Here is a 21,733-nt window from a genome sequence, read left to right as displayed (position 1 = left end):
TTTACCAATCAAATAGATTTTTTATCCACTGTTTGGGTTGGTTGTCACACGATGCTTTAAGCTCACCACCTTCATCCCAAACTGGTAGCTCGAACTGGTTACCGCAATCAAGCTGCAACGCACCATCACGCTGGGTATCAAAACCGATCATGCTGATGTTTTTTGGCCACGGTAAAATAAGCTGCTCGGGAATACGGGCCGCGAGGTAATCGGAATAGACACGCAGCGCACCGCTTGAACCGGTCAATTTAGTCGACTTATTGTCATCTCGGCCGACCCAAATGGTGGTGACCTCTCGCCCGTCCACACCAACGAACCAACTGTCTCGCGTATCGTTACTGGTACCTGTTTTCCCGGCTAACGCTGCCCAAGCAAACTGGCTATTCAAATAACGTCCAGTCCCCTCTGCGACCCCTTTCTTCATCGCATAAGTAGTCAGCCATGCGGCTTGCTGAGGCACTTTCTGCTGTGCTTTAGGCAATGAGCGATAAATCACGTCACCATCTACCGAGACCACCGAACGCAGTGCCGATAGCTCTGCTTGACGGCCAGAATTCGATAAGGTCTGGAACATCTGTGCCACTTGGTACGGCGTTAGCGAGATGGCACCTAAGAACATAGACGGCACAGGACGGATTTCGTCGGCGTCAACACCGAGGCGCACCAGTGTCTCGGAAACATTTTTGATCCCCAAAGACATACCTAAACGCACCGTCGGTACATTCAACGACTTCGCCAATGCTTGATACAAAGGCACGTCACCACGGAACTGACGATCGTAGTTACGTGGTTGCCAGATATTACCTTTACTGCCTTTAAGCGTTAGTGGTGTGTCTTGCAGTGTTGTGGCTAAATCGTATTTTTCTGGTTGCTCTAAGGCTGTTAGATAGACCGCGGGTTTAACCAATGAGCCAATCGGCCTGCTGGCACTGAGTGCGCGGTTAAAGCCGCTATAACCGGTGCGCTTGCCACCCACCATAGCGCGAATTTCTCCAGTAGCACGATCCACAGCAACCGCTGCGGCTTCCAATCCTTTACCGGATGTTTTTTCAAGCTGAGGAATACGCTTGGCAATGGCTTTTTCTAACTTATCTTGTGACACCGGGTCAAGCGAGGTATAGATCCTCACCCCTTTAGGCGCCTTAATTTTATCGCCGACTTTACGGCTTAACTCGCGCTTTAACTGCTGAAAGTACGCAGGCTGGCGACTGGCGATCTGAGGGTTCTTTTGCAAATCTAAATCGCGTGATGCCGCCATTTCAAATTCACGCCCTGTCAACATCTCTTGGTCCATCATAAGACGTAGCACCAGGTCGCGGCGCTGCTTGGCACGCTCAGGGTGCCTGAACGGGTTATAGTAAGACGGCCCTTTGACCATACCCACTAACAACGCCAGTTGATCAATGCGCAGATCTTGCAATGGCTGTCCAAAGTACAGGCGTGAGGCCAAACCAAAACCGTGAATCGCTTCGCCACGACTTTGTCCTAAGTAGACTTCGTTTAAATATGCTTCGAGGATCTGATCTTTGCTGTAGCGATAGTCGAGAATCAGCGCAATGAGCACTTCTCGCACCTTTCGCCATAGCGTCCGCTCACTGGTTAAGAACAAGTTTTTTGCCAACTGTTGAGTGAGCGTACTACCACCTTGCACCGTACGACCAGCACGCATATTGGCGAAAAAGGCGCGAGCGATTGCCGTTGGCGAGATACCATCATGATGGTAGAAATCTCTATCTTCTGTCGCTACCAGCGCATCAATCATGATCTCAGGAAACTGATCGCGCCTTAGGAATAAGCGCTGCTCATCCGCCTCTTTCTCCAACATGCCAAGCATTTTCGGCTCAATGCGCAAAAAGCCGAGATCGCCTTTTTGCTCCAGCGACTGAATTCGAGTCAATGTACCGTCATTAAAATAGAGCATGACGTGACGATCAGGCTCTGGTCCGTCGGCAAATTCAAACGGACGGCGGATCAGCTCAATCTTCGTCGATGAAGACGAATACTCACCAGGGTGACGAGGTGACGAAACTTTTCGATAGCTCAATACATCCAGCTCATTACGAAGCTGCGCAGGGGTAATGTCATCGCCCACAGACAAAGTGAGCACACGCGCATAAACCACCGTCGGCAGATCAAACAGCTCGCCCTCAAAACGCTCTTTCACTACTTGGTTCAAATAGTAAAGTACCGCTCCCATGGCTACTGCTCCGACTAACGCCAGTTTCCAGCCGATGGAGAATAAACGCTTACCCCAGCCAACTTTACGTTTGCCGCGCGTCGACTTTCTTTTTGGACGCTTGGTTGTACTGCGTTTTCCGGCCGATTTGGCAGGCGTTTTCTTGGGCGCTGGCTTTTTGCCAGGTGCCGCTAGCTTTTTTCTTACTATCATGAATTCAGTTGTCTTTTGGTTTTACTGGTAGCTTGATGATTCATTGGATCATCCGGCCACGGATGTTTGGGGTAACGCCCTTTCATCTCTTTCTGTACTTGTTTATAAGCCCCTTGCCAGAAGGCGGCGAGATCACGAGTGATTTGTAGCGGCCTTTGTGCCGGTGAAAGTAGCTCAAGCACAATCGCTTGTGTGCCGCGCGCAATGGTCGGCGAGGTTTTTTCACCAAACATTTCTTGCAACTTCACCGACAAAGTCGGCGCCTCTCCCACTTGGTAACGAATTCTCTTACGATTACCCGATGGCACATTAAGGTGCGTCGGTAACAACTCATCGAGCAATTTGAGCTTATCCCAACCGAGCATCGCCTCTAAGGCGGCCATCAACTCCACTTTTTTAAGTTGCTTGGCACTGTCGATACCATGCATAAATGGCAATAACCACTGCTCAAGAGTATCGAGCAAATCATTTGACGTCATCGCAGGCCACTCATCTTCTGGTAACCACTGCGCCGCGCATTGTACTCGCTGACAAAGTGCTTCCGCACTATCACTCCAGTTCATCACACTCAGCCCTTTGCGGCGGATATAGCCAAGTAGCACACTGGTAATATCCGCATCATCAGGTACTGATACCTCGCGACTGCTGATGACTGCCGCGCCAATACGGCGCTGTTCACTGGCAATTAATCGCCCTTTATCATCATCCCAATCAACGACGGTGGTCTCTTCAACCGCGTCCGGCAATGCAGTCACAAGCGCATCGATATCGACAGGTAAAGCCTTGTAGATAACGCTGTTGCCTTGTCCAGCACGCATTAAATCCAGCGCCACCACGAGTCTCTCATTAGAAAGAGGATGCTGGGTATCTAAAGACGCCCCGTGACCATTGGCGAGTAAATAGTGACCAGAATGATTGCGCGCCAGCGCTATTCTATCGGGGAATGCCAACGCTGCGACAACGCCAAGTAAAGATTCCTCTACCTGACTGAGTGAAAAGTCATGTTTAAATCGCGCTGCAATCGCTTTTGCTCGCTGCATGAGCAGTGAGCGGCGTGCCAATGTGCCTTGTTGCCAGCGATGCAGGGACTGGCGAACATCAATTTCATTGCGCTCCGGCTCTTCAATCAGGGCACACAGTGCAATTGCACAGCCCAGCGCTTTATTGCCTATTGCCTCTGCTTGCAACAACATACTCGCCAAACGAGGCTCAACACCCAGTTGATAGGCGCGCTGTCCAAGTGCCGTGGCTTTCCCCTTCGTATCTATAAGCTTGAGTTTAACCAGCAAACTACGCGCTTGTTTTAGGTGAGTATCTTTAGGAACATCGATCCAAGCTAACTCGCTAGCATCTTGGCAGCCCCAGCGAATTAACTCTTGTTGTAGTGATGCCAAATCACTGCGTAAGATTTCTGGGGTGCTCAGCTCTGGCTGTGACTGAAACTGAGTTTCGCTGTAAAGCCGAACACACAGCCCCGACTCGATTCGCCCAGCTCGACCAGCACGTTGGATCGCTGAAGACTGGGCAATCCGTCCTTGTTCAAGACGAGAAATGCCGGTTTTTAGATCGAACCAAGCCTGATTTTCTAAACCTGAGTCGACTACCAAGCGGATCCCTTGAATGGTCAGTGAGGTCTCGGCAATATTCGTAGCAAGCACCACTTTGCGCTCACCCGCCTTCGCAGGTTCAATCGCTGCTTGCTGGGCAGAAAAATCAAGCTGACCATACAAAGGACATATTGCGGCGTCGACCTGAGCCGTTTGCAGTAGCTCCTCAACTCGCTTAATCGCTCCAACACCAGGCAAGAACGCCAGCAGAGACCCTGACTCACGATGCAACAGACGCTCAATCTGCTTAGCCATGAATTCCGGCAACCGATCATTTTGCGACATCGGTTGATAATCAATATCAACAGGGTAAGAGCGACCTTGAGATTCGATAAACTTCGCGTTTGGTAATACTCGCGAGAGGTCGTTGGCATTCAAAGTTGCCGACATCAGTATAATGCGTAAGTCATCACGCAACGCTTCTTGGCTCTCGAGCGCAAAAGCCAGCGCGGTGTCCGCGTGTAAGCTGCGTTCATGAAATTCATCAAAGATGATCATATCAATGCCCGTCAGCTCGGGATCGTCTTGCAACATTCGCGTCAGCACCCCTTCCGTCACGACCTCCAGCTTCGTTTGGGCACTGACCTTGCTCTCACCGCGCACTCGGTAACCCACTTGTTTACCTACAGGCTCTGCCAATAAAGAAGCAACGTAATGGGCGATATTGCGCGCCGCGATACGTCTTGGCTCAAGCATGATGATCTTGCCGCTGATCGCACCAGATTGTAGCAACCGATATGGAAAGTGGGTCGATTTACCAGCGCCAGTGGCTGCTTTGAGAATAACTTGATTGGTCGTCGCAATGGCTTGTGTAAGCTGTGGCAACACCTGTTCGATAGGCAACTGTGACAAGGGCATGACCTTATGTTGTAATGAAGCTCATCATTCTAATAAAAAACGGCCTCAAAATGCACTTCGATCCGCCACTCAAGTCCGGGAAACTAGTCCAGCGCTACAAACGCTTCCTCGCTGACATCACACTTAATGATAGCGAAGAGATCACCATTCACTGCGCCAATACTGGAGCCATGACAGGATGCGCCGAGCCTGGCTCTACTGTTTGGTACTCCACTTCCGACAATCCAAAGCGAAAGTATCCAAATAGTTGGGAGCTTACCCACACCAAGGCGGGGCACTCAATTTGCGTCAATACCGCTAGAGCCAACACCTTAGTGGTTGAAGCGATTAAAAATAACGTTGTAAAAGAGCTGATTGGTTACCAAACTCTAAAGACAGAGGTGAAATACGGTCAAGAAAACAGCAGAGTGGATATTTTATTGCAAGATAGTGATCGCGCTGATTGCTACATTGAAGTAAAAAGTGTCACACTGCTGGATGAAGGCGATACGGGACAAGGGTATTTTCCAGATGCCAAGACCACTCGTGGTCAGAAGCACCTGAGAGAGCTCACAGAAATGGTTCAAACAGGACATAGAGCCGTATTATTTTTCGCAGTTTTGCATTCAGGGATTGAAAAAGTGTCAGTGGCACACCATATAGATGCGAAATATTCACAATTACTTGAGCAAGCAAGGCAAGCTGGGGTTGAAGTGATTTGTTACAAGGCAGCGTTTTCTGACAATGAAATTAGGCTCGTATCCGCGCTGGATTTCAGTCAAAAGTGATGCCACTTCACATTGAGAAGAAGATTAACAAACATCGTTTGCCACCGGCATTTGTTTTTGCTATAGATACCCGCCTTAAAATTAACTGTTCGCACAGTTGACTAGGTGTAAGTAGGAGATGCTGCATGCCAGAATCTAAGAAAAAAGCGCTAGGCATCCTAGCCATTGCAGGTGTTGATCCATACCAAGAAAAAGCTGGTGAAGAATACATGTCACAGCCTCAATTGGATCACTTTACTAAAATCTTAAGCGCTTGGCGCAACCAACTTAGGGAAGAAGTTGATCGTACTGTGCACCACATGCAAGACGAAGCAGCTAACTTTCCTGATCCCGTTGACAGAGCTTCTCAAGAAGAAGAGTTCAGCCTAGAGCTACGCAACCGTGACCGCGAGCGTCGTTTGATCAAAAAGATCGAAAAGACGCTAAACAAGATTGAAGAAGACGATTTTGGCTTCTGTGAATCTTGTGGTATCGAGATCGGTATCCGCCGCTTAGAGGCGCGTCCTACAGCTGATTTATGTATCGACTGTAAGACACTTGCAGAAATCAAAGAAAGACAGATGCAAGGCTAACAAGCGAAAAAAGGGAGCAAACGCTCCCTTTTTTGATCCACTCCTCAAACATAATTAAGCACTATGTATATTGGCCGATTTGCCCCTTCTCCTTCGGGCCCCCTTCATTTTGGTTCCTTGGTTGCTGCGCTAGGCAGTTACTTCCAAGCTAAGTCTCAACGTGGTCTTTGGTTGGTTCGCATTGAAGACATCGATCCACCACGTGAAGTCGACGGTGCCGCAGAGCTTATCCTTAAAACCTTGCAAGCCTATGAGCTTCATTGGGATGGCGAAGTGCTTTACCAAAGTCAGCGCCTCAATGCCTATCAAGCGCAAATTGATCGCTGGCTCGCCGAGGGTCAAGCATACCTGTGTCAGTGCACCAGAAAACAAATCAAGGCAACCGGTGGCTTTTATCAAGGTACCTGCCGATACAAAGGGCTCAGCAATAGCGAGGGCTGCGCAGTGCGCCTGACCATGGAGCACCCTATTTCTTCCTTTAGCGATGAAAAGCATGGCGAGCTAAAAATCCCGACGGAGCTTGCGCAGGAAGATTTTATTATAAAGCGCCGTGATGGTTTGTTCGCGTACAACCTAGCTGTCGTGCTCGACGACATCGAGCAGGGGATCACAGAAGTAGTGCGCGGCGCAGATCTGATTGAGCCTACTGGTCGACAAATCAGCTTATACAACGTTTTGGGGGCCAAACCGGTCACGTATCTGCATCTGCCCCTAGCCATCGACGACAATGGCAACAAATTGTCAAAGCAAAACCACGCGACCGCCATTGACTTGGATAACCCCAAACCGACCTTGATCAATGCGATGCGGTTTTTGGGTTTTGATATTACCGATGATATTGCTCACCAAGATATTGCTGATATCGTGCAATGGGGCGTTGAAAATTGGCAGTTATCGCAGCTTCCAAATCAGCTCAAAATCAAACCACCATTCTCAAATGAGGCGCTCTAGGCTAGAATAAGCGGCAAATTTCATGCGTCAGGCACGAAACTTGGGTAAAAACCACCCGGTTTTGCGAACCTTTATTGCGTTAATACTATGAATAAAAAAGAAAATTCCCAGAAAACTCATCATGTGTATAGTGACATATCATTACAAGTCTATACTCGTGACGAGCACAACATCTCGCGCAAGCAAATCAGCGACAACGCGTTAAAAGTCCTTTACCGCTTAAACGGTGCGGGTTATGACGCGTACCTCGTAGGTGGTGGCGTGCGTGATCTGCTGCTTGGAGAACAACCTAAAGATTTCGATATAGCGACTAACGCAACGCCAGAACAAATCAAGAAGCTATTTAGAAACTGTCGCCTAATCGGCCGCCGTTTCCGTCTCGCTCATATTATGTTTGGGCGTGACATTATCGAGGTCGCGACATTCCGAGGTCACCACCAAGAGCAAGAAAAGAACGTCTCTCAACAGAGCAAAGACGGCATGTTGCTGCGCGATAACGTCTACGGCAGCATCGATGAAGATGCCGAACGCCGCGACTTCACCATCAATGCGATGTACTACAACATCGGTGATTACTCGATTCATGATTACGCTGGCGGTGTCGAAGATCTCGAAGACCGTTTGATTCGTCTCATTGGCGAGCCGGATGTGCGTTATCGTGAAGACCCAGTGCGTATGCTGCGTGCGATCCGCTTCGCTGCGAAACTCGATTTTGATATCGAGGAAGATACGGCTGCACCGATTGAAGATCTCGCACCACTGCTGCGTGATATCCCGTCGGCACGCCTGTACGAAGAATCCCTGAAGCTGCTGCAATCGGGTCACGGTCTTGAAACCTATCACCTGATGCGTGAGTACAATTTGTTCCAACAGTTGTTCCCGCTTATTGCACCACACTTTACCGAAGACTATTCGTCACAAAGCGAACAAGTGCTTGATCTTGTGCTCGATGCCACTGATGAACGCATTGAGGAAGGCAAGCGCGTCAATCCTGCTTTCATGTTTGCGGCTATGCTGTGGTACCCGATGATGGAGCACACCAAAGAGCTGATGGAGCGCGGCCTGTCGGAATACGATGCGATGATGGAAGCCAGCAATATTGTGCTTGATGAGCAGGTGAAATCGACGGCAATTCCACGTCGTCACACCGCGACGATTCGCGAAATTTGGCAGCTACAGCTTCGTTTACCGCGCCGCTCTGGCAAACGCGCTTTCCGCTTGATGGAGCTCAACAAGTTCCGCGCTGGCTTCGACTTCCTCGAAATGCGTGGCGAAATCGAAGGTGGTGAAGTCGCCGCTTTGGCTAAATGGTGGGGCACATTCCAGTCAGCGGGGCGCAATATGCGTCAGGCTATGGTGAATGACATCGGCGGTTCAAGCTCGCGTTCTGGCTCACGTCGTAGACGCAACCCAAAAGCGAAAAAAGCCAAGAGTGCTGAGTAATGACCATTTGCTACATTGCGATTGGCAGTAATCTGTCTGATCCTGTCTCACAAGCCAAAGTGGCCATTGAGGCACTAAAAACATTACCTAAGAGCGAGCTACTGGCTTGCTCTTCCCTTTACAGCAGCACACCGATGGGGCCACAAGATCAGCCCGACTACATCAATGCTGTGGCAAAGGTATCTACCGAATTAACGCCTTTGGAACTGCTCGATTGCACTCAAGCTATCGAACTGGAACGTGGGCGCGTCCGTAAAGATGAGAGATGGGGCCCAAGAACTCTCGATCTCGACATCATTCTTTATGGCAATGAGGTGATCGATTCCGAGCGCTTAACCGTTCCACACTACGGGATGAAACAACGTGAGTTTGTTCTCTATCCGCTTATGGAAATCGCACCAAATTTACAACTCCCTGATGGGACTGAGCTCACTGCACTTATCGACCAAGTCGACCGCAACGGGCTCAGAGTTTGGCAATCCTAGCCAAGCCCCTAATAAGGATTAAAAATGAAAAAAATCAACATTAACGACCTCATGAAGTGGAAAAACGAAGGTCGCAAATTTGCAACATCTACCGCGTATGATGCGAGCTTTGCGGCGTTGTTTGAAAGCCAAGACATGCCTGTTATTTTAGTCGGTGACTCACTCGGCATGGTACTGCAAGGCTACAATGATACCTTGCCAGTGACTGTCGAAGACATCGCCTATCACACGCGCGCAGTGCGTGCTGGTAGCCCGAACTGCTTGTTGATGGCTGATATGCCGTTTATGAGCTACGCAACCCCACAGCAAGCGTGTGAGAACGCAGCAACACTGATGCGCGCAGGCGCAAACATGGTGAAGCTAGAGGGCGGCGATTGGCTGGTTGATACTGTAAGAATGTTGACTGAGCGCGCGGTTCCCGTTTGTGCTCACCTAGGCCTGACACCACAGAGTGTTAATATCTTTGGTGGCTACAAGGTTCAAGGTCGCGATCAAAAGAATGCCGACAAGATGGTACGTGACGCACTCGCACTGCAAGAAGCGGGCGCTCAAATCATCCTACTTGAGTGTGTGCCTGCTGAACTCGCAGCGCGCATTACTGAAGTGCTTGATGTGCCAGTGATCGGCATTGGTGCTGGTAACGGCACCGATGGTCAAATCCTGGTCATGCATGACATGTTTGGCATTTCAGCGAACTACATGCCTAAATTCTCAAAGAACTTTTTGGCTGAAACGGGCGACATGCGTAGTGCCGTAGCTAAATATATTGCGGATGTGGAAAGCGGCGCTTTCCCAGACGACGCTCATACGATTGCCTAGGGGGAATCATGCAAACTTTCGCTGATATTGCTGAACTTAGAGAGCAAATCGCTCAGCTAAAGCGTGAACAACGCCGAATTGCCTTTGTTCCGACTATGGGTAACCTACACGAAGGTCACCTGACGCTGATGCGCAAAGCTCGTGAGAACGCAGATGTAGTGGTGGCGAGTATTTTTGTTAACCCTATGCAGTTTGAACGCGCGGATGACCTCAACAACTATCCACGCACGCTGGAAGATGACCTCAGTAAGCTGACCGCAGAAGGTGTCGATTTGGTCTTCACACCGACACCAGAAGTGATGTACCCACAAGGCCTAGACAAACAGACCTTCGTTGAAGTACCGGGCATCTCACACATGCTAGAAGGCGCGTCGCGTCCAGGCCACTTTAGAGGCGTTGCCACCATCGTTGCTAAGCTGTTTAATATCGTGCAACCTGACGTGGCTTGCTTTGGTGAGAAAGACTACCAACAGCTGGCATTGATCCGTCAAATGGTGAGCGATCTGGCGATGAATATCGAGATCATTGGTGTGCCGACTGTCCGTGAAATGGACGGCCTAGCAATGAGCTCGCGTAATGGTTATCTCACTATGGATGAGCGTCAACGTGCGCCGGTACTTGCCAAAACCATGCGTTGGGTGAACAGTGCCATTCGTGGCGGCCGTGACGACTACGCGTCGATTGTCGAAGATGCCAATGATCAACTGCGTGCTGCAGGCCTGCACCCGGATGAGATTTTCATTCGAGATGCACACTCACTACAAGCGATCAGCGAAAGTTCGACTCATGCGGTCATTTTGATGTCCGCGTTCTTAGGTAAGGCACGCTTGATTGACAATCAAGTGCTTGAGCTCCAACAAACCCAAGTCGAATCTGAAGCTAGCAGCGAAGAGAATCAATAATCATCCTCGTCATGATTATCAAACAATACAAAAGCGGCTCACTTGATATCAAGTGAGCCGCTTTTTTTAAAGCTTAAGCTTTTACTTAAACACACTGAACTCGAATTAAACTCGGAATGATTTGATCTTTCCGTCCAGCTCTTCCGCGTTGTTTTGCATCATCTCAGATGTCTCAAGCAGCTCAGTCACCACTGTCACTGACGCTTCAACCAACTCACGAACATTAGTCAGGTTTTGGTTCATCTCTTCCGCCACACTGCTTTGCTGGCCAGCCGCTGTCGCGATTTGGAAGTTCATGTCATTGATTTGATTCACTTGGCTAACGATACCGTCCAGTTCCGCACCAGCATTGGTAACAAGCTCTACGCCATCTGCCGCTTCAACCACACTTTTCTCCATCAGCTCTACCGCCGAGTTCGCGCTCGACTGCAGGTGAGAAATCATCTCTTGGATTTCAACGGTCGCCTGTTGAGTGCGCTGAGCCAGGTTACGGACCTCATCCGCTACCACCGCAAAGCCACGCCCTGCTTCACCCGCACGTGCCGCCTCGATAGCAGCATTAAGCGCAAGTAGGTTAGTTTGCTCAGAAATGCCCTGAATAGTACCAACAACACTGCCAATCGACTCTACGCGCTCTTCCACTTGGTTCACCGCTTGTGCAGAGGCAGAGATGTCATTCGACAGCTCACTCATCTTAGTCACAGTACCTTGTACAAAGCGTTGACCCGTTTCCGCTTGGCCTGACGCTTGCTCAGTCAACTGAGAGGCATTGTGGGCATGATCTGCTACCGTTTGTACGGTCGATGTCATTTCGCTCATCGCCGTCGCCAGTTGATCAATTTCCTGGAACTCTTCTTGAGAAGATTCTTTGGTCTCTGACATGCTGAGCGTCATCACCTCAGTCAGGGTCGCCAGCTCTTGTGATGTCGCAACTTGCGTCTTAATAATGTCTTGCAATTGAACTCGCGTTTTCTCGAGTTCACGTGCCACATCGCCGTATTCATCTTTACAATCCATGATCACTGGGACGGTAAGATCTTTATCAGCCATACGTTTGATCGCATCACTCAAGTAGTTAGTCTGCTTGAGCATCGTCTTCGCTGCAAACATCAGTAACGCAACAAACAGGACGATCATCAATGCCGTTTGCCACACCACTTGAATTAGGTAGGCCTCATAATGCTGCTGGGCAACCGCTTCATTTTGGGTAGCCGCGAGCAGAGAGTCATAAAACGTACTGGCATCCCAAAGTTGTTTGCTTACCAGCAATACCGTACTAAAAATCATTAACATCAACATCTTAGGAACAAGGCGAACATCAGTGATGAGTCGCTCCCAAGGCTTAAATGCCAGTATGGTCATTATCCGTTCTCCATTCTTGGTATTATGGTTAGAGAGTCTTTCCCCAACAGCACTACCGATGTGATTTGCCATAATGCTATGAGCAGAGGGAGTCGGTAGTATGAGCCTGAATTATTTATTTCGAGCCTCGTATGAATGCAAATAATACCAAAACTGACAGCAACCCTCTGAGTTTATTGTCTTTAATGGTGTGATTTGTGATCTCTACCTTATTGGCACCACTGCTCGAACGCTGCAAAGATATGGCTACTATCGGCCAGCTAGCTTGTTCCTTAAGCGGTTTTGCTGATCCAATTGTTCAAGAGTCGATCTAAGGCACAGAACAGATGCAAAGAATGTAATTCGGTAAATCTGCACACAGCGGTGACATTCAAGCAATAAAAAAAGAGAGGCAAGCCTCTCTTTCATTGTTTCTCTGTTCATACGGTCGTTAGCTCAACCAATAAGGTTCGGCTTCGATACTGATCTGTCTCGTTTGTTCCATAGCATGAAGAATTGAGCTCTCTTGGCGACGCAACCAGCGTTCAAGCTGCTCTCGCTCTTCACCTTCCAGTTTTTCAACCATCTGCTCTAATAGCTCTAACATCAACAAATCATCAATACCTTGCAGCAAGTCGGCCCAAGGCAAACGGAAGTTGTTGCGCTCTTCCATGCTATACAGACTGGCAAATCCGACCCCGGTGTACAGGTTTCGCATCAAGCGGTACTGCTGGTCAATGTATTCCTGACGCGTCAGTGACTTCTCTGGCGGGAACGCATCCATTAGCTCAGCCCAGGTGCGAGCCAGTTGCTGCTCTGAGAACGGTTTAATGGCCTGAGCCATTTTCTCGCGAGCTTTGTCATCTAAAAATGGCTGCCAACCGCGAGATAGGATCCATCGACTCAAGTCGAGCAATAGTCCAGCATAACGACCCGAATGAATGAGGCGCAGCATATCTTCACGATCCGGTAACTCCTGCTCGCGCTCTTTTAACTCAGCAACCAAGAACTTGCGTGCATCTAACTTACGTAAGACATGTCCTTTGTCTTCCAAAAGTGTTTCAAAATGTTCATAGCTTTTTAGCCAAGCTAACTCTTGCTCTAGCCATTTCAGCTCTTGTCTCACGATAGCACTGGCACGACGAGGAACGATGCTGCCATATACGGTCAAGGTTTGACGAATAAAGCTCAGCGCGTTGCTAATTTCATGCAGCGCTTCAATCGACTCATGTTCCGTATAAATCTGTTCATGATAGTGCCAATGCGCTAAGGCATGCTCTAAAGACTGTATAAAGCAGGTTTCAACGCTGTCGGTATCTGTGGTGTCGACCAGCTCAAGGCTTTTCACTGGATCGCCGGCATAATCCGCCGCTAGACGATAGCCTCGCGCGGCTTTGCTTAGGTTACCAAGACGGATGCCGCCCGCTTCACAGAAGGCGCGAGCAAGCGTAAATAGCGCGTCGGTTTGCCCCGATTTTAGCTCCAGCTCTACTTCACAAATCGGATAGGTTTTATCGCCCGATGACACTAAACCTTGGTCAAACGCCACTTCCACCTGACTGCCATCCGCCATACCAATCAACCATTGCTCACGGGTAAAATCGGTGGCAAAAATCGGTACTAGCTGGGCTTGCAGCTCTTCAACACTGCGCCCTTCTGGGTAAATATCGAGGGGATGCAAAGTCAGATCAGGGTCGTTTGACGTGTGCTCGGCATTAAACTCAGGACGTTGATGCAGTCCCGCAACGACGCGACCAGCGGTTTTCATGGTTTGCACAAAGACATCATCAAAACGACGAATTCTAAGACCAATGTCATGCTGGCGAAGCCAGTTATCGGGGGTGTCGAAGTAAGTGTTTCCTAACTCGCGACAACTGTGCTGAAGTACTTTTGTTTCAGCAATCTTGCTGAGCAAAGTTTCTGAAAAATCAGGAGAAACAAAAAACTTCAGTTCTATCTCGGTTTCCATAGTTTTACCTTTCGGGGACACTCACAACAGGATATGAGCAATTGTACTAATCAGCAAGTGACAAATATCACCCAAATGATGATCTAAAACAGTTTAAATCGGCGTTTTAATGGGTTACCATGCGCGCCTTTATAGCCATCGCTCAACATTTCACCATGAATTTGGTGTATGTTTATTTCAGGTTATATTAATTAGGTTGAACAACCATGCCAGTAAATACAATTATGGGGTTATTTGCAAAGTCCCCTATTAAGCCTTTGCAGCGCCACGTTGTGTGCGTAACAGAATGTTGCTCTCATCTAGTAAACTTCTTCGAGACTAGCTCGAAAGGTGATTGGGAGAAAGCAGCGGAGATCCGTGCGCAGATTTCTCACCTTGAGAAAGAAGCCGACGTTTTGAAGCGTGAGATCCGTCTTAAACTACCACGCGGCCTGTTCTTGCCAGTAGACCGTAGCGATATGCTTGAGCTACTGACACAGCAAGATAAGCTTGCCAACCTTGCCAAAGACATTGCCGGTCGTGTTTACGGTCGCCAACTTGTCATTCCTGCGCCACTTCAAGAAAACTTCATCGCTTACGTGAAGCGTTGTCTTGATGCAGCCAACCAAGCTCAAAAGGTTATCAACGAGCTGGATGAACTGCTAGAGACGGGCTTTAAAGGTCGTGAAGTCACTTTGGTTGCAGAGATGATTCACCAACTCGATGTCATCGAAGATGATACCGATGCCATGCAAATCCAGCTTCGTCAGCAACTGATGACGCTCGAACAAGACATGAATCCTATCGATGTCATGTTCTTGTACAAAATTCTTGAATGGGTCGGCGGTATCGCAGATCAAGCTCAGCGCGTAGGCGCTCGTCTTGAACTCATGCTGTCTAGGTCTTAAACACACGTTAACTAAGTAACAAAGAGCGAAGAAGTATTAGGCGTTGAGCACAGACAATGCTTAAGAGATTGCCCTGCGCCAGACTTTTGCTCCGCTTGTTATGAAACAAAACTAGGTATTACAATGGATATTCTTGCAAACTACGGCACTATCCTGATTCTTGTTGCGGCGATGTTCGGTTTCCTTATGGCGATCGGTATCGGTGCAAACGATGTTGCCAATGCAATGGGTACTTCTGTTGGCTCTAAAGCTCTAACAGTTAAGCAAGCTATCATCATCGCGATGATCTTCGAATTCGCCGGCGCATACCTTGCTGGCGGTGAGGTAACAGACACTATCCGTAAGGGTGTGATTGAAACTTCGCTGTTTGCTCACCAGCCAGACGTTCTTGTATTCGGTATGATGTCGTCGCTATTGGCGGCAGGTACTTGGCTATTGCTCGCTTCTTACATGGGCTGGCCTGTATCAACCACTCACTCAATCATTGGTGCGATCATCGGTTTCGCTTGTGTGTCTGTGGGTACTGAAGCGGTTGACTGGGGGTCAGTGAAAGGCATCGTAGGTAGCTGGGTTATCACGCCAGTGATTTCAGGCTTCTTCGCTTACGTAATCTTCGTCAGCGCACAGCGCCTGATTTTCGATACCGAGAAGCCACTGTTTAACGCTAAGCGCTTTGTTCCAGTCTACATGTTCATCACAACCATGGTGATCGCTCTAGTAACCATCAAGAAAGGCCTGAAACACGTAGGTCTGCACCTTGAAGGTATGGAAGCGTGGCTATGGGCAGCAGGCGTTTCGTCTCTGGTTATGATTGGCGGTTACATCTACATCCAACGTAAGTTTGCAGACCGTGAAGAAGACCATGGCTTTAGTGGCGTAGAAGGTATCTTCAGCGTACTCATGGTTATCACTGCCTGTGCGATGGCGTTTGCACACGGTTCAAACGACGTAGCGAACGCGATTGGTCCACTGTCTGCTGTTGTTTCAACGGTTGAGCACATGGGCGAAATCACCGCGAAGAGCACTATCGCATGGTGGATCTTGCCACTAGGTGGTATCGGTATCGTTGTCGGCCTTGCGACTATGGGTCACAAAGTAATGGCAACCGTGGGTACTGGTATTACTGAGCTAACACCTAGCCGCGGCTTCGCTGCGCAGTTAGCAACAGCTTGTACCGTTGTTCTAGCGTCGGGTACTGGCCTTCCTATCTCAACCACACAGACACTCGTTGGTGCGGTATTGGGGGTTGGTTTTGCTCGTGGTATCGCAGCACTTAACCTAGGTGTTGTCCGTAATATCGTCGCTTCTTGGGTAGTCACTCTACCTGCTGGTGCACTCCTTGCAGTCGTATTCTACTACATGATGCAAGCGGTATTTGGTGCATAAGCGAAGGCTTAGATAAAGTCAGGGAGATGTGAAGCTCACGTCATATTTGGCTCAAATTCAAATAAAGGGAGGCTTTGCCTCCCTTCTTTGTTGCACCCGATTAAGAAACTTCATACTATTTGCCCATTCTTAAAAGTTTACAATTTGAGAGTACGCATCAGCCCTAGCTGTAAGAGCGACTTTCTCCATCATTCCCCATTGATACACTTAAGGGACTTACTGTGAAAAAACTGATCTGCATGATCATGGTGTCGTTACTCGCTGCTCCTGCAGCGCTGGCTCAAGATCGATATATTGCTGACAAGCTATTTACCTACTTGCACTCAGGGCCAAGCGCTCAGTATCGCATCATCGGCAGCATTAACGCTGGTGACAAAGTGCAACTCCTATCCTCTAACCGTGAAACGGGCTACTCGCAAGTTCAAGACAGCCGCGGCCGTAAAGGCTGGGTAGAGTCGAAGTTCGTTACCACACAGGAAAGCATGGCGGTACGCCTACCTCGCCTTGAGAAAGAACTGACGCAAGTTAAAGCTCAGCTATCGACTGCACGCGAAACAGCGGACAGCGAAAAAGGCGGCCTAGTCAGCTCACTAGAAGCACGTAACAAGCAAATTGCTGAACTGGAGCAAAACTACTCTGATATCAGCACACAGCTAACGTCTTCTCAAACTGAAATCCGTGAGCTTCGCGCCAAGCTGGATACGCAAAAAGAAGACCTACTACTTCGCTACTTTATGTACGGTGGTGGTGTTGCGGGTATCGGCCTTATCTTTGGCTTGATCCTTCCGCATGTTATCCCACGTCGTAAGAAGAGCCCTAACGGCTGGGCGTAATACTGCCAAGTATGACTCGAATATAAAAAAACCGCCTTTCGGCGGTTTTTTTGCAATTTGAAAGGCGATTTAGTCGTCATCAAAGTTAAACAGAGATTCCATGTTCAACCCTTGCTTCACTAAAATATCGCGTAATCTACGAAGCCCTTCTACCTGGATTTGACGAACACGCTCACGAGTCAGATTAATTTCTCGACCCACCTCTTCCAATGTTGAAGGCTCATAGCCGAGCAAGCCAAAGCGGCGTGCCAATACTTCTTTCTGTTTCGGATTCAGTTCATCAAGCCAGTGGATAAGTGATGATTTAATATCGTCATCTTGGGTTGAGACCTCTGGGTCTGAGTGTGTGGAGTCTGGAATGATATCCAGTAGTGCCTTCTCACCGTCGCCACCAATAGGCGTATCGACTGAGCTAATACGCTCGTTAAGGCGCAGCATCTTAGACACGTCACTCACCGGTTTATCCAGCTTCTGTGCGATCTCTTCTGCTGTTGGCTCATGGTCGAGCTTCTGAGACAGCTCACGTGCGGTGCGCAGGTAAATATTAAGCTCTTTTACTACGTGAATCGGCAGACGGATCGTGCGCGTTTGGTTCATCAGTGCACGCTCAATGGTTTGACGGATCCACCACGTCGCGTAAGTAGAGAAGCGGAAACCACGCTCAGGGTCAAATTTCTCTACGGCGCGGATCAGACCAAGGTTACCTTCTTCGATCAAATCTAGAAGCGCCAGGCCACGATTACTGTAGCGTCGAGAGATCTTAACCACTAATCGCAAGTTACTTTCAATCATGCGCTTGCGAGCAGCTTCGTCGCCCTTGAGCGCGCGTCGTGCGTACAGTACTTCTTCTTCTGCGGTCAAAAGTGGAGAGAAACCGATTTCGCCAAGATAGAGCTGAGTGGCATCTAAACTTTTCGCGGAAGCGTCATACAAGTCCTTGTCTTCAGCTTCTGCTCTGGCGTCGTCGTTAGTCAGTGTGGGTTCAACAACATCAACGGTTTGACTATTGACGTCGAAGTTTTCGTTCTTGGTTACTGCATTGCTGATACTCATAGCGCCTCCCCCTGGCGAGCTAGCAAGACATGACAACTCAACTATGTCGCTAACTTTCTCTGATTAAGTCAATCAAATTGCAAGTAGCTTTTCGTATGTTGTATTCGTTATACGGCAGTTACGGCAAGTAGCGTTTTGGGTTTACTGATTTTCCTTGGTATCGGATTTCAAAGTGCAGTCTTACGCTGTTGGTTCCGGAGCTTCCCATCGTAGCGATTTTTTGTCCGGCTTTAACACTTTGTCCTTCTGAAACCAATAGTCTGTCGTTGTGAGCGTAAGCACTTAGGTAATTGTCGTTATGTTTAACAATAACGAGGTTTCCATAACCACGCAGTGCGTTGCCCGAGTAAACCACAGTTCCTTTTGCAGTGGCGACGATATCTTGGCCTCGACGGCCAGCAATATCGATTCCTTTATTCCCTTGGTCCCCTGCAGAAAAGTTCTTTATTACACGACCCTTGGTCGGCCAGACCCAACTCGATACTTTTGCCGCTGTGCTTGGCGCTGGTTTCGGTGCTGGTTTCGCCTTCGCGACGGGTTGCTTCGCTGGCGGCTGGGTAGTCTGTTTTACCGTCTGGGGTTTAGTGTTGTTAACATTTTGTTTACCTTTAGCCCCACCATACTCCTTTGTTTGAGTTTGATCAACCTTCTTTGCGGCGGTTTTTTGACTATTTTGCGTTGATGAGCTACTCAGTTTTGAAGGCGGTTTTGTCGCTGCTTTTGCGGTGCTGGTACTCGCTGCAGCCGTTGCCACAGAAGCGGTTGCCACCTCACCAGAACCTGAGCCAGCAAATGCCGGAGGGGAATAGACCGGACGCCACAAGTTCAAACGTTGGCCTGGGTGAATCGTGTAGGGTTTCTTGAGATTATTGAGTCTTATCAGATCTTTAACATCTTTGTCAGTGACGTATGAGATGAAATATAAGGTGTCACCTTTCTGCACCTCATAGTAACTGCCACGATAACTGCCACGGGAAACACTATCGTACTTGCCTCCCAGATTTGAGACAGGCGCAGGCGAATGCCCAGCACACCCAACCAGTGCACTGGACAAAAAAACAACGGAAACCACTGCTTTTAGCCGCTTTTGCATTTACGCTAATTCACCTGCTACGAGAGGAACAAACCTCACTAATTCAACAACTTCGGTAGTAAAACTATCACCTTTGCGGGTGATTTTTAATAGTTGTTGCTCATTATCACCGACAGGGATCACTAAACGTCCACCATCATTGAGCTGGGTCAACAGTGCTTGAGGGACTTCGGAAGCCGCAGCTGTCACGATGATGGCATCAAATGGTCCTTTAGCTTGCCAGCCTTGCCAACCATCACCGTGCTTAGTGGAGATGTTGTAAATATCAAGACGCTTGAGCCTGCGCTTGGCTTCCCATTGCAGTGCCTTTATTCGTTCGACCGAGTAGACATGCTCCACCAGTTGCGACAACACAGCGGTTTGATAGCCAGAGCCTGTGCCAATTTCCAATACGCGTGTATCGTGAGTTAGCTCAAGCAGCTCAGTCATTCTCGCCACAATGTAAGGTTGAGAGATGGTCTGCCCTGCACCAATCGGCAACGCATTGTTGTCGTAGGCTTGGTGAATCATCGCTTGTGAGACGAATTGCTCACGCGGTACCGAAAAAATAGCATCCAACACACGGGGATCAGTCACACCGTGCGCTCGAATAAACTCCACTAATTTCGCTGCTTGTGGGTTCATTAATTACTCTCTCCCTGATACCCAACGTTCCATCGCACCGATAGACTCATGCGCGGTCAGATCCACTTGTAGTGGGGTAATGGAAATACGCCCATGTTCAACCGCGTAAAAATCAGTGCCCTCTCCGGCGTCCTGCTCTTTCCCTGGAGGCCCTAACCAATAGATATCGTGTCCTCTTGGATCTTGCTGCTTAATCATCGCCTCTGCATGGTGACGCGCACCCAATCGAGTCACTGCAACATCGCCAAGCTCAGCCAGCGGCTTGTCTGGTATATTAATATTCAACAGTCGATTGGTCGGCACACGAGTGGCTAAATGACGTTCTACAAATTGACGAGCAATGATCGCTGCTGCAGCAAAGTGCTGTTTACCGACCAAACTAAAGGCGATGGACTGAACCCCTAAAAAGTGTCCCTCCATGGCCGCAGCCACCGTACCGGAATACAGCACGTCATCACCTAAGTTTGCCCCATGGTTAATACCCGACAAAACCAGATCCGGAAGATCGTCTTTCATCAATTCATTGAGAGCAAAGTGCACACAATCTGTTGGTGTTCCTTGCACCGAGAAAACGCCAGGCTCGATTTCATTAACACGTAGCGGCTGCTCAAGCGTCAATGAGTTCGATGCGCCGGAGCGATTTCGATCCGGTGCAACGATAGTGACATCGGCAATATTTGCCAGCTCAGCTGCCAATGTGCGAATTCCTTCGGCGTGCACCCCATCATCATTGCTGATGAGAACTTTGATTCTCTGTTTGTTTATTTCCATGAATCCTAGAATTGCCTTTCTACTTCTTCTACGTTTGCCAGCTCTCTGAGAATCGAGGTCGCAAAGCTCCCTGAATCCAAGAAAAAGCTCAGTGTTACAGAATCGTCATCCCACTGAGCGTTCAATGACTCAGGCTTTAACACGATACCGCGTCTGTCATGACGCATACGATTACCACGGATCAGTGCCATCAAGTCTGGCTCTTGATCTAAGATGCTCTGCTCAAGTAACTGAGCATCATCCGTGGTTGGCAGTGCATTATCACCTGCCAGTGCCGCAGTGATCATCCCAGTTTTGTCAACAATGTCACCATTAAGCTGAGTGCTAAAACAGTCTTGCTGCAGACGTAGCGACACGATTTGATTGAAAATCCATGAGCGCGCTGCCGATAAATACAAACTGCGTTTGTTCTGATTGCGCGTTCGTACATTGTCACGGCCCCAGCGTCGAGCTTCCGTCACGTTATTGCCTTCGTGGCCAAAACGCTGCTGACCAAAATAATTCGGCACACCAGATTCAGTGATTAGCGCAACCCGCGCTTGCAACGCTTCGGTGTCAGACACGTCCGTCAAGCGAATCGCAAACTCGTTGCCAGCCAAGTCACCGGGACGCAGTTTCTTGTTGTGCCAGTCAGTCGCCACTATTTCTATACTAGGATACTGCGCCAAGAAAGCGCTAAAGTCAGGAACGTTCTTCTTAGGCAAGTGTACACTCAACCACTGCTCCGTCACGGCATGACGATCTTTTAGACCCGCCCAGCCGATATCTTTCGATTTTACGCCACATACTTTAGCCAATTCGTTGGCAACAAAACTGGTGTTTTCACCATTTTTTCGTATGCGGAGCATCAAATGCTCCCCTTCTCCTGCAAACTCAAACCCTAGGACTTCATTCACAACGAAGTCTTGGTTGCTGGCTTTAAACTTTGCGCTAACCGCCGGTTTGCCGTGAAGATAATTCAGGTTGTCTAACACATCAGTCAT

General features: G+C 48.9%; 19 protein-coding genes. 10 read left to right on the top strand and 9 right to left on the bottom strand.

Annotation, left to right across the window (positions count from 1 at the left end):
• Position 1: 1 nt before the first annotated feature.
• Together mrcB and hrpB are read right to left on the bottom strand one after the other, a co-directional pair.
• Positions 2–2,389, bottom strand: a complete 2,388-nt coding sequence (gene mrcB / locus AAA946_RS02715; protein ID WP_338163513.1) for a penicillin-binding protein 1B — start codon at positions 2,387–2,389, stop codon at positions 2–4.
• Complete coding sequence (gene hrpB, locus AAA946_RS02710; RefSeq protein WP_338163512.1) at positions 2,386–4,854, bottom strand: ATP-dependent helicase HrpB; 2,469 nt, start codon at positions 4,852–4,854, stop codon at positions 2,386–2,388. Before hrpB ends, mrcB begins: the two co-directional genes overlap by 4 nt.
• A 50-nt stretch (positions 4,855–4,904) precedes the next feature.
• On the opposite strand from hrpB, the gene sfsA reads away from it, so the two are divergent.
• From sfsA to panC, 7 genes are all read left to right on the top strand, one after another.
• On the top strand, positions 4,905–5,621 hold the full coding sequence (sfsA, locus tag AAA946_RS02705) for a DNA/RNA nuclease SfsA (RefSeq protein ID WP_338165757.1): 717 nt from the start codon (positions 4,905–4,907) through the stop codon (positions 5,619–5,621).
• A gap of 125 nt (positions 5,622–5,746) precedes the next feature.
• Positions 5,747–6,193 carry an RNA polymerase-binding protein DksA gene (gene dksA / locus AAA946_RS02700; RefSeq protein WP_042501194.1) on the top strand — a complete coding sequence of 149 codons (447 nt, stop codon included), beginning with the start codon at positions 5,747–5,749 and terminating at the stop codon, positions 6,191–6,193.
• 63 nt (positions 6,194–6,256) lie between these two features.
• Entirely contained in the window at positions 6,257–7,144 is an 888-nt protein-coding gene (gene gluQRS, locus AAA946_RS02695) for a tRNA glutamyl-Q(34) synthetase GluQRS (protein WP_338163511.1), read from the top strand.
• Between the two features lie 87 nt (positions 7,145–7,231).
• Positions 7,232–8,587, top strand: a complete 1,356-nt coding sequence (pcnB, locus tag AAA946_RS02690; protein WP_338163510.1) for a polynucleotide adenylyltransferase PcnB — start codon at positions 7,232–7,234, stop codon at positions 8,585–8,587.
• Positions 8,587–9,072, top strand: a complete 486-nt coding sequence (gene folK, locus AAA946_RS02685) for a 2-amino-4-hydroxy-6-hydroxymethyldihydropteridine diphosphokinase (RefSeq protein ID WP_112459488.1) — start codon at positions 8,587–8,589, stop codon at positions 9,070–9,072. The genes pcnB and folK overlap by 1 nt, the downstream gene beginning before the upstream one ends.
• A gap of 24 nt (positions 9,073–9,096) precedes the next feature.
• Positions 9,097–9,891, top strand: a complete 795-nt coding sequence (panB, locus tag AAA946_RS02680; RefSeq protein WP_338163509.1) for a 3-methyl-2-oxobutanoate hydroxymethyltransferase — start codon at positions 9,097–9,099, stop codon at positions 9,889–9,891.
• An 8-nt stretch (positions 9,892–9,899) separates the two neighbouring features.
• Positions 9,900–10,793 (top strand): pantoate--beta-alanine ligase, encoded by an 894-nt coding sequence (panC, locus tag AAA946_RS02675; protein ID WP_338163508.1) that lies wholly within the window; start codon positions 9,900–9,902, stop codon positions 10,791–10,793.
• Positions 10,794–10,898: 105 nt separating this feature from the next.
• Here panC and AAA946_RS02670 read toward each other — a convergent pair whose 3' ends face one another.
• Together AAA946_RS02670 and AAA946_RS02665 are read right to left on the bottom strand one after the other, a co-directional pair.
• Positions 10,899–12,155 carry a methyl-accepting chemotaxis protein gene (locus AAA946_RS02670; RefSeq protein ID WP_338163507.1) on the bottom strand — a complete coding sequence of 419 codons (1,257 nt, stop codon included), beginning with the start codon at positions 12,153–12,155 and terminating at the stop codon, positions 10,899–10,901.
• Between the two features lie 430 nt (positions 12,156–12,585).
• Positions 12,586–14,103: a CYTH and CHAD domain-containing protein gene (locus tag AAA946_RS02665; RefSeq protein ID WP_338163506.1), complete on the bottom strand. Its 1,518-nt coding sequence runs from the start codon at positions 14,101–14,103 to the stop codon at positions 12,586–12,588.
• 206 nt (positions 14,104–14,309) lie between these two features.
• Here AAA946_RS02665 and AAA946_RS02660 point away from each other — a divergent pair, with 206 nt between their 5' ends.
• The 3 genes from AAA946_RS02660 to AAA946_RS02650 all read left to right on the top strand — a co-directional run bounded on the left by AAA946_RS02660 (position 14,310) and on the right by AAA946_RS02650 (position 17,209).
• The gene (locus AAA946_RS02660; protein ID WP_338163505.1) at positions 14,310–14,990 is read left to right on the top strand and encodes a TIGR00153 family protein; all 681 of its coding nucleotides are present in this window, start codon (positions 14,310–14,312) and stop codon (positions 14,988–14,990) included.
• 123 nt (positions 14,991–15,113) lie between these two features.
• Entirely contained in the window at positions 15,114–16,376 is a 1,263-nt protein-coding gene (locus AAA946_RS02655; protein WP_338163504.1) for an inorganic phosphate transporter, read from the top strand.
• Positions 16,377–16,597: 221 nt separating this feature from the next.
• Positions 16,598–17,209 carry a TIGR04211 family SH3 domain-containing protein gene (locus AAA946_RS02650; protein WP_338163503.1) on the top strand — a complete coding sequence of 204 codons (612 nt, stop codon included), beginning with the start codon at positions 16,598–16,600 and terminating at the stop codon, positions 17,207–17,209.
• 69 nt (positions 17,210–17,278) lie between these two features.
• Here AAA946_RS02650 and rpoS read toward each other — a convergent pair whose 3' ends face one another.
• From rpoS to truD, 5 genes are all read right to left on the bottom strand, one after another.
• Positions 17,279–18,262, bottom strand: a complete 984-nt coding sequence (gene rpoS, locus AAA946_RS02645; RefSeq protein ID WP_338163502.1) for an RNA polymerase sigma factor RpoS — start codon at positions 18,260–18,262, stop codon at positions 17,279–17,281.
• 118 nt (positions 18,263–18,380) lie between these two features.
• A complete protein-coding gene (gene nlpD / locus AAA946_RS02640; RefSeq protein ID WP_338163501.1) occupies positions 18,381–19,355 on the bottom strand; it encodes a murein hydrolase activator NlpD in 975 nt (324 codons plus the stop codon).
• Positions 19,356–19,979 (bottom strand): protein-L-isoaspartate(D-aspartate) O-methyltransferase, encoded by a 624-nt coding sequence (locus tag AAA946_RS02635; RefSeq protein ID WP_338163500.1) that lies wholly within the window; start codon positions 19,977–19,979, stop codon positions 19,356–19,358.
• A gap of 3 nt (positions 19,980–19,982) precedes the next feature.
• Positions 19,983–20,750 carry a 5'/3'-nucleotidase SurE gene (gene surE, locus AAA946_RS02630; RefSeq protein ID WP_338163499.1) on the bottom strand — a complete coding sequence of 256 codons (768 nt, stop codon included), beginning with the start codon at positions 20,748–20,750 and terminating at the stop codon, positions 19,983–19,985.
• A 5-nt stretch (positions 20,751–20,755) separates the two neighbouring features.
• Complete coding sequence (gene truD, locus AAA946_RS02625) at positions 20,756–21,733, bottom strand: tRNA pseudouridine(13) synthase TruD (RefSeq protein WP_338163498.1); 978 nt, start codon at positions 21,731–21,733, stop codon at positions 20,756–20,758.

The organism is Vibrio sp. 10N (assembly GCF_036245475.1).
Taxonomy (GTDB): domain Bacteria; phylum Pseudomonadota; class Gammaproteobacteria; order Enterobacterales; family Vibrionaceae; genus Vibrio.
The sequence above is the reverse complement of the archived record's forward strand: the minus strand, read 5'-3'. Positions and strand labels throughout refer to the sequence as shown.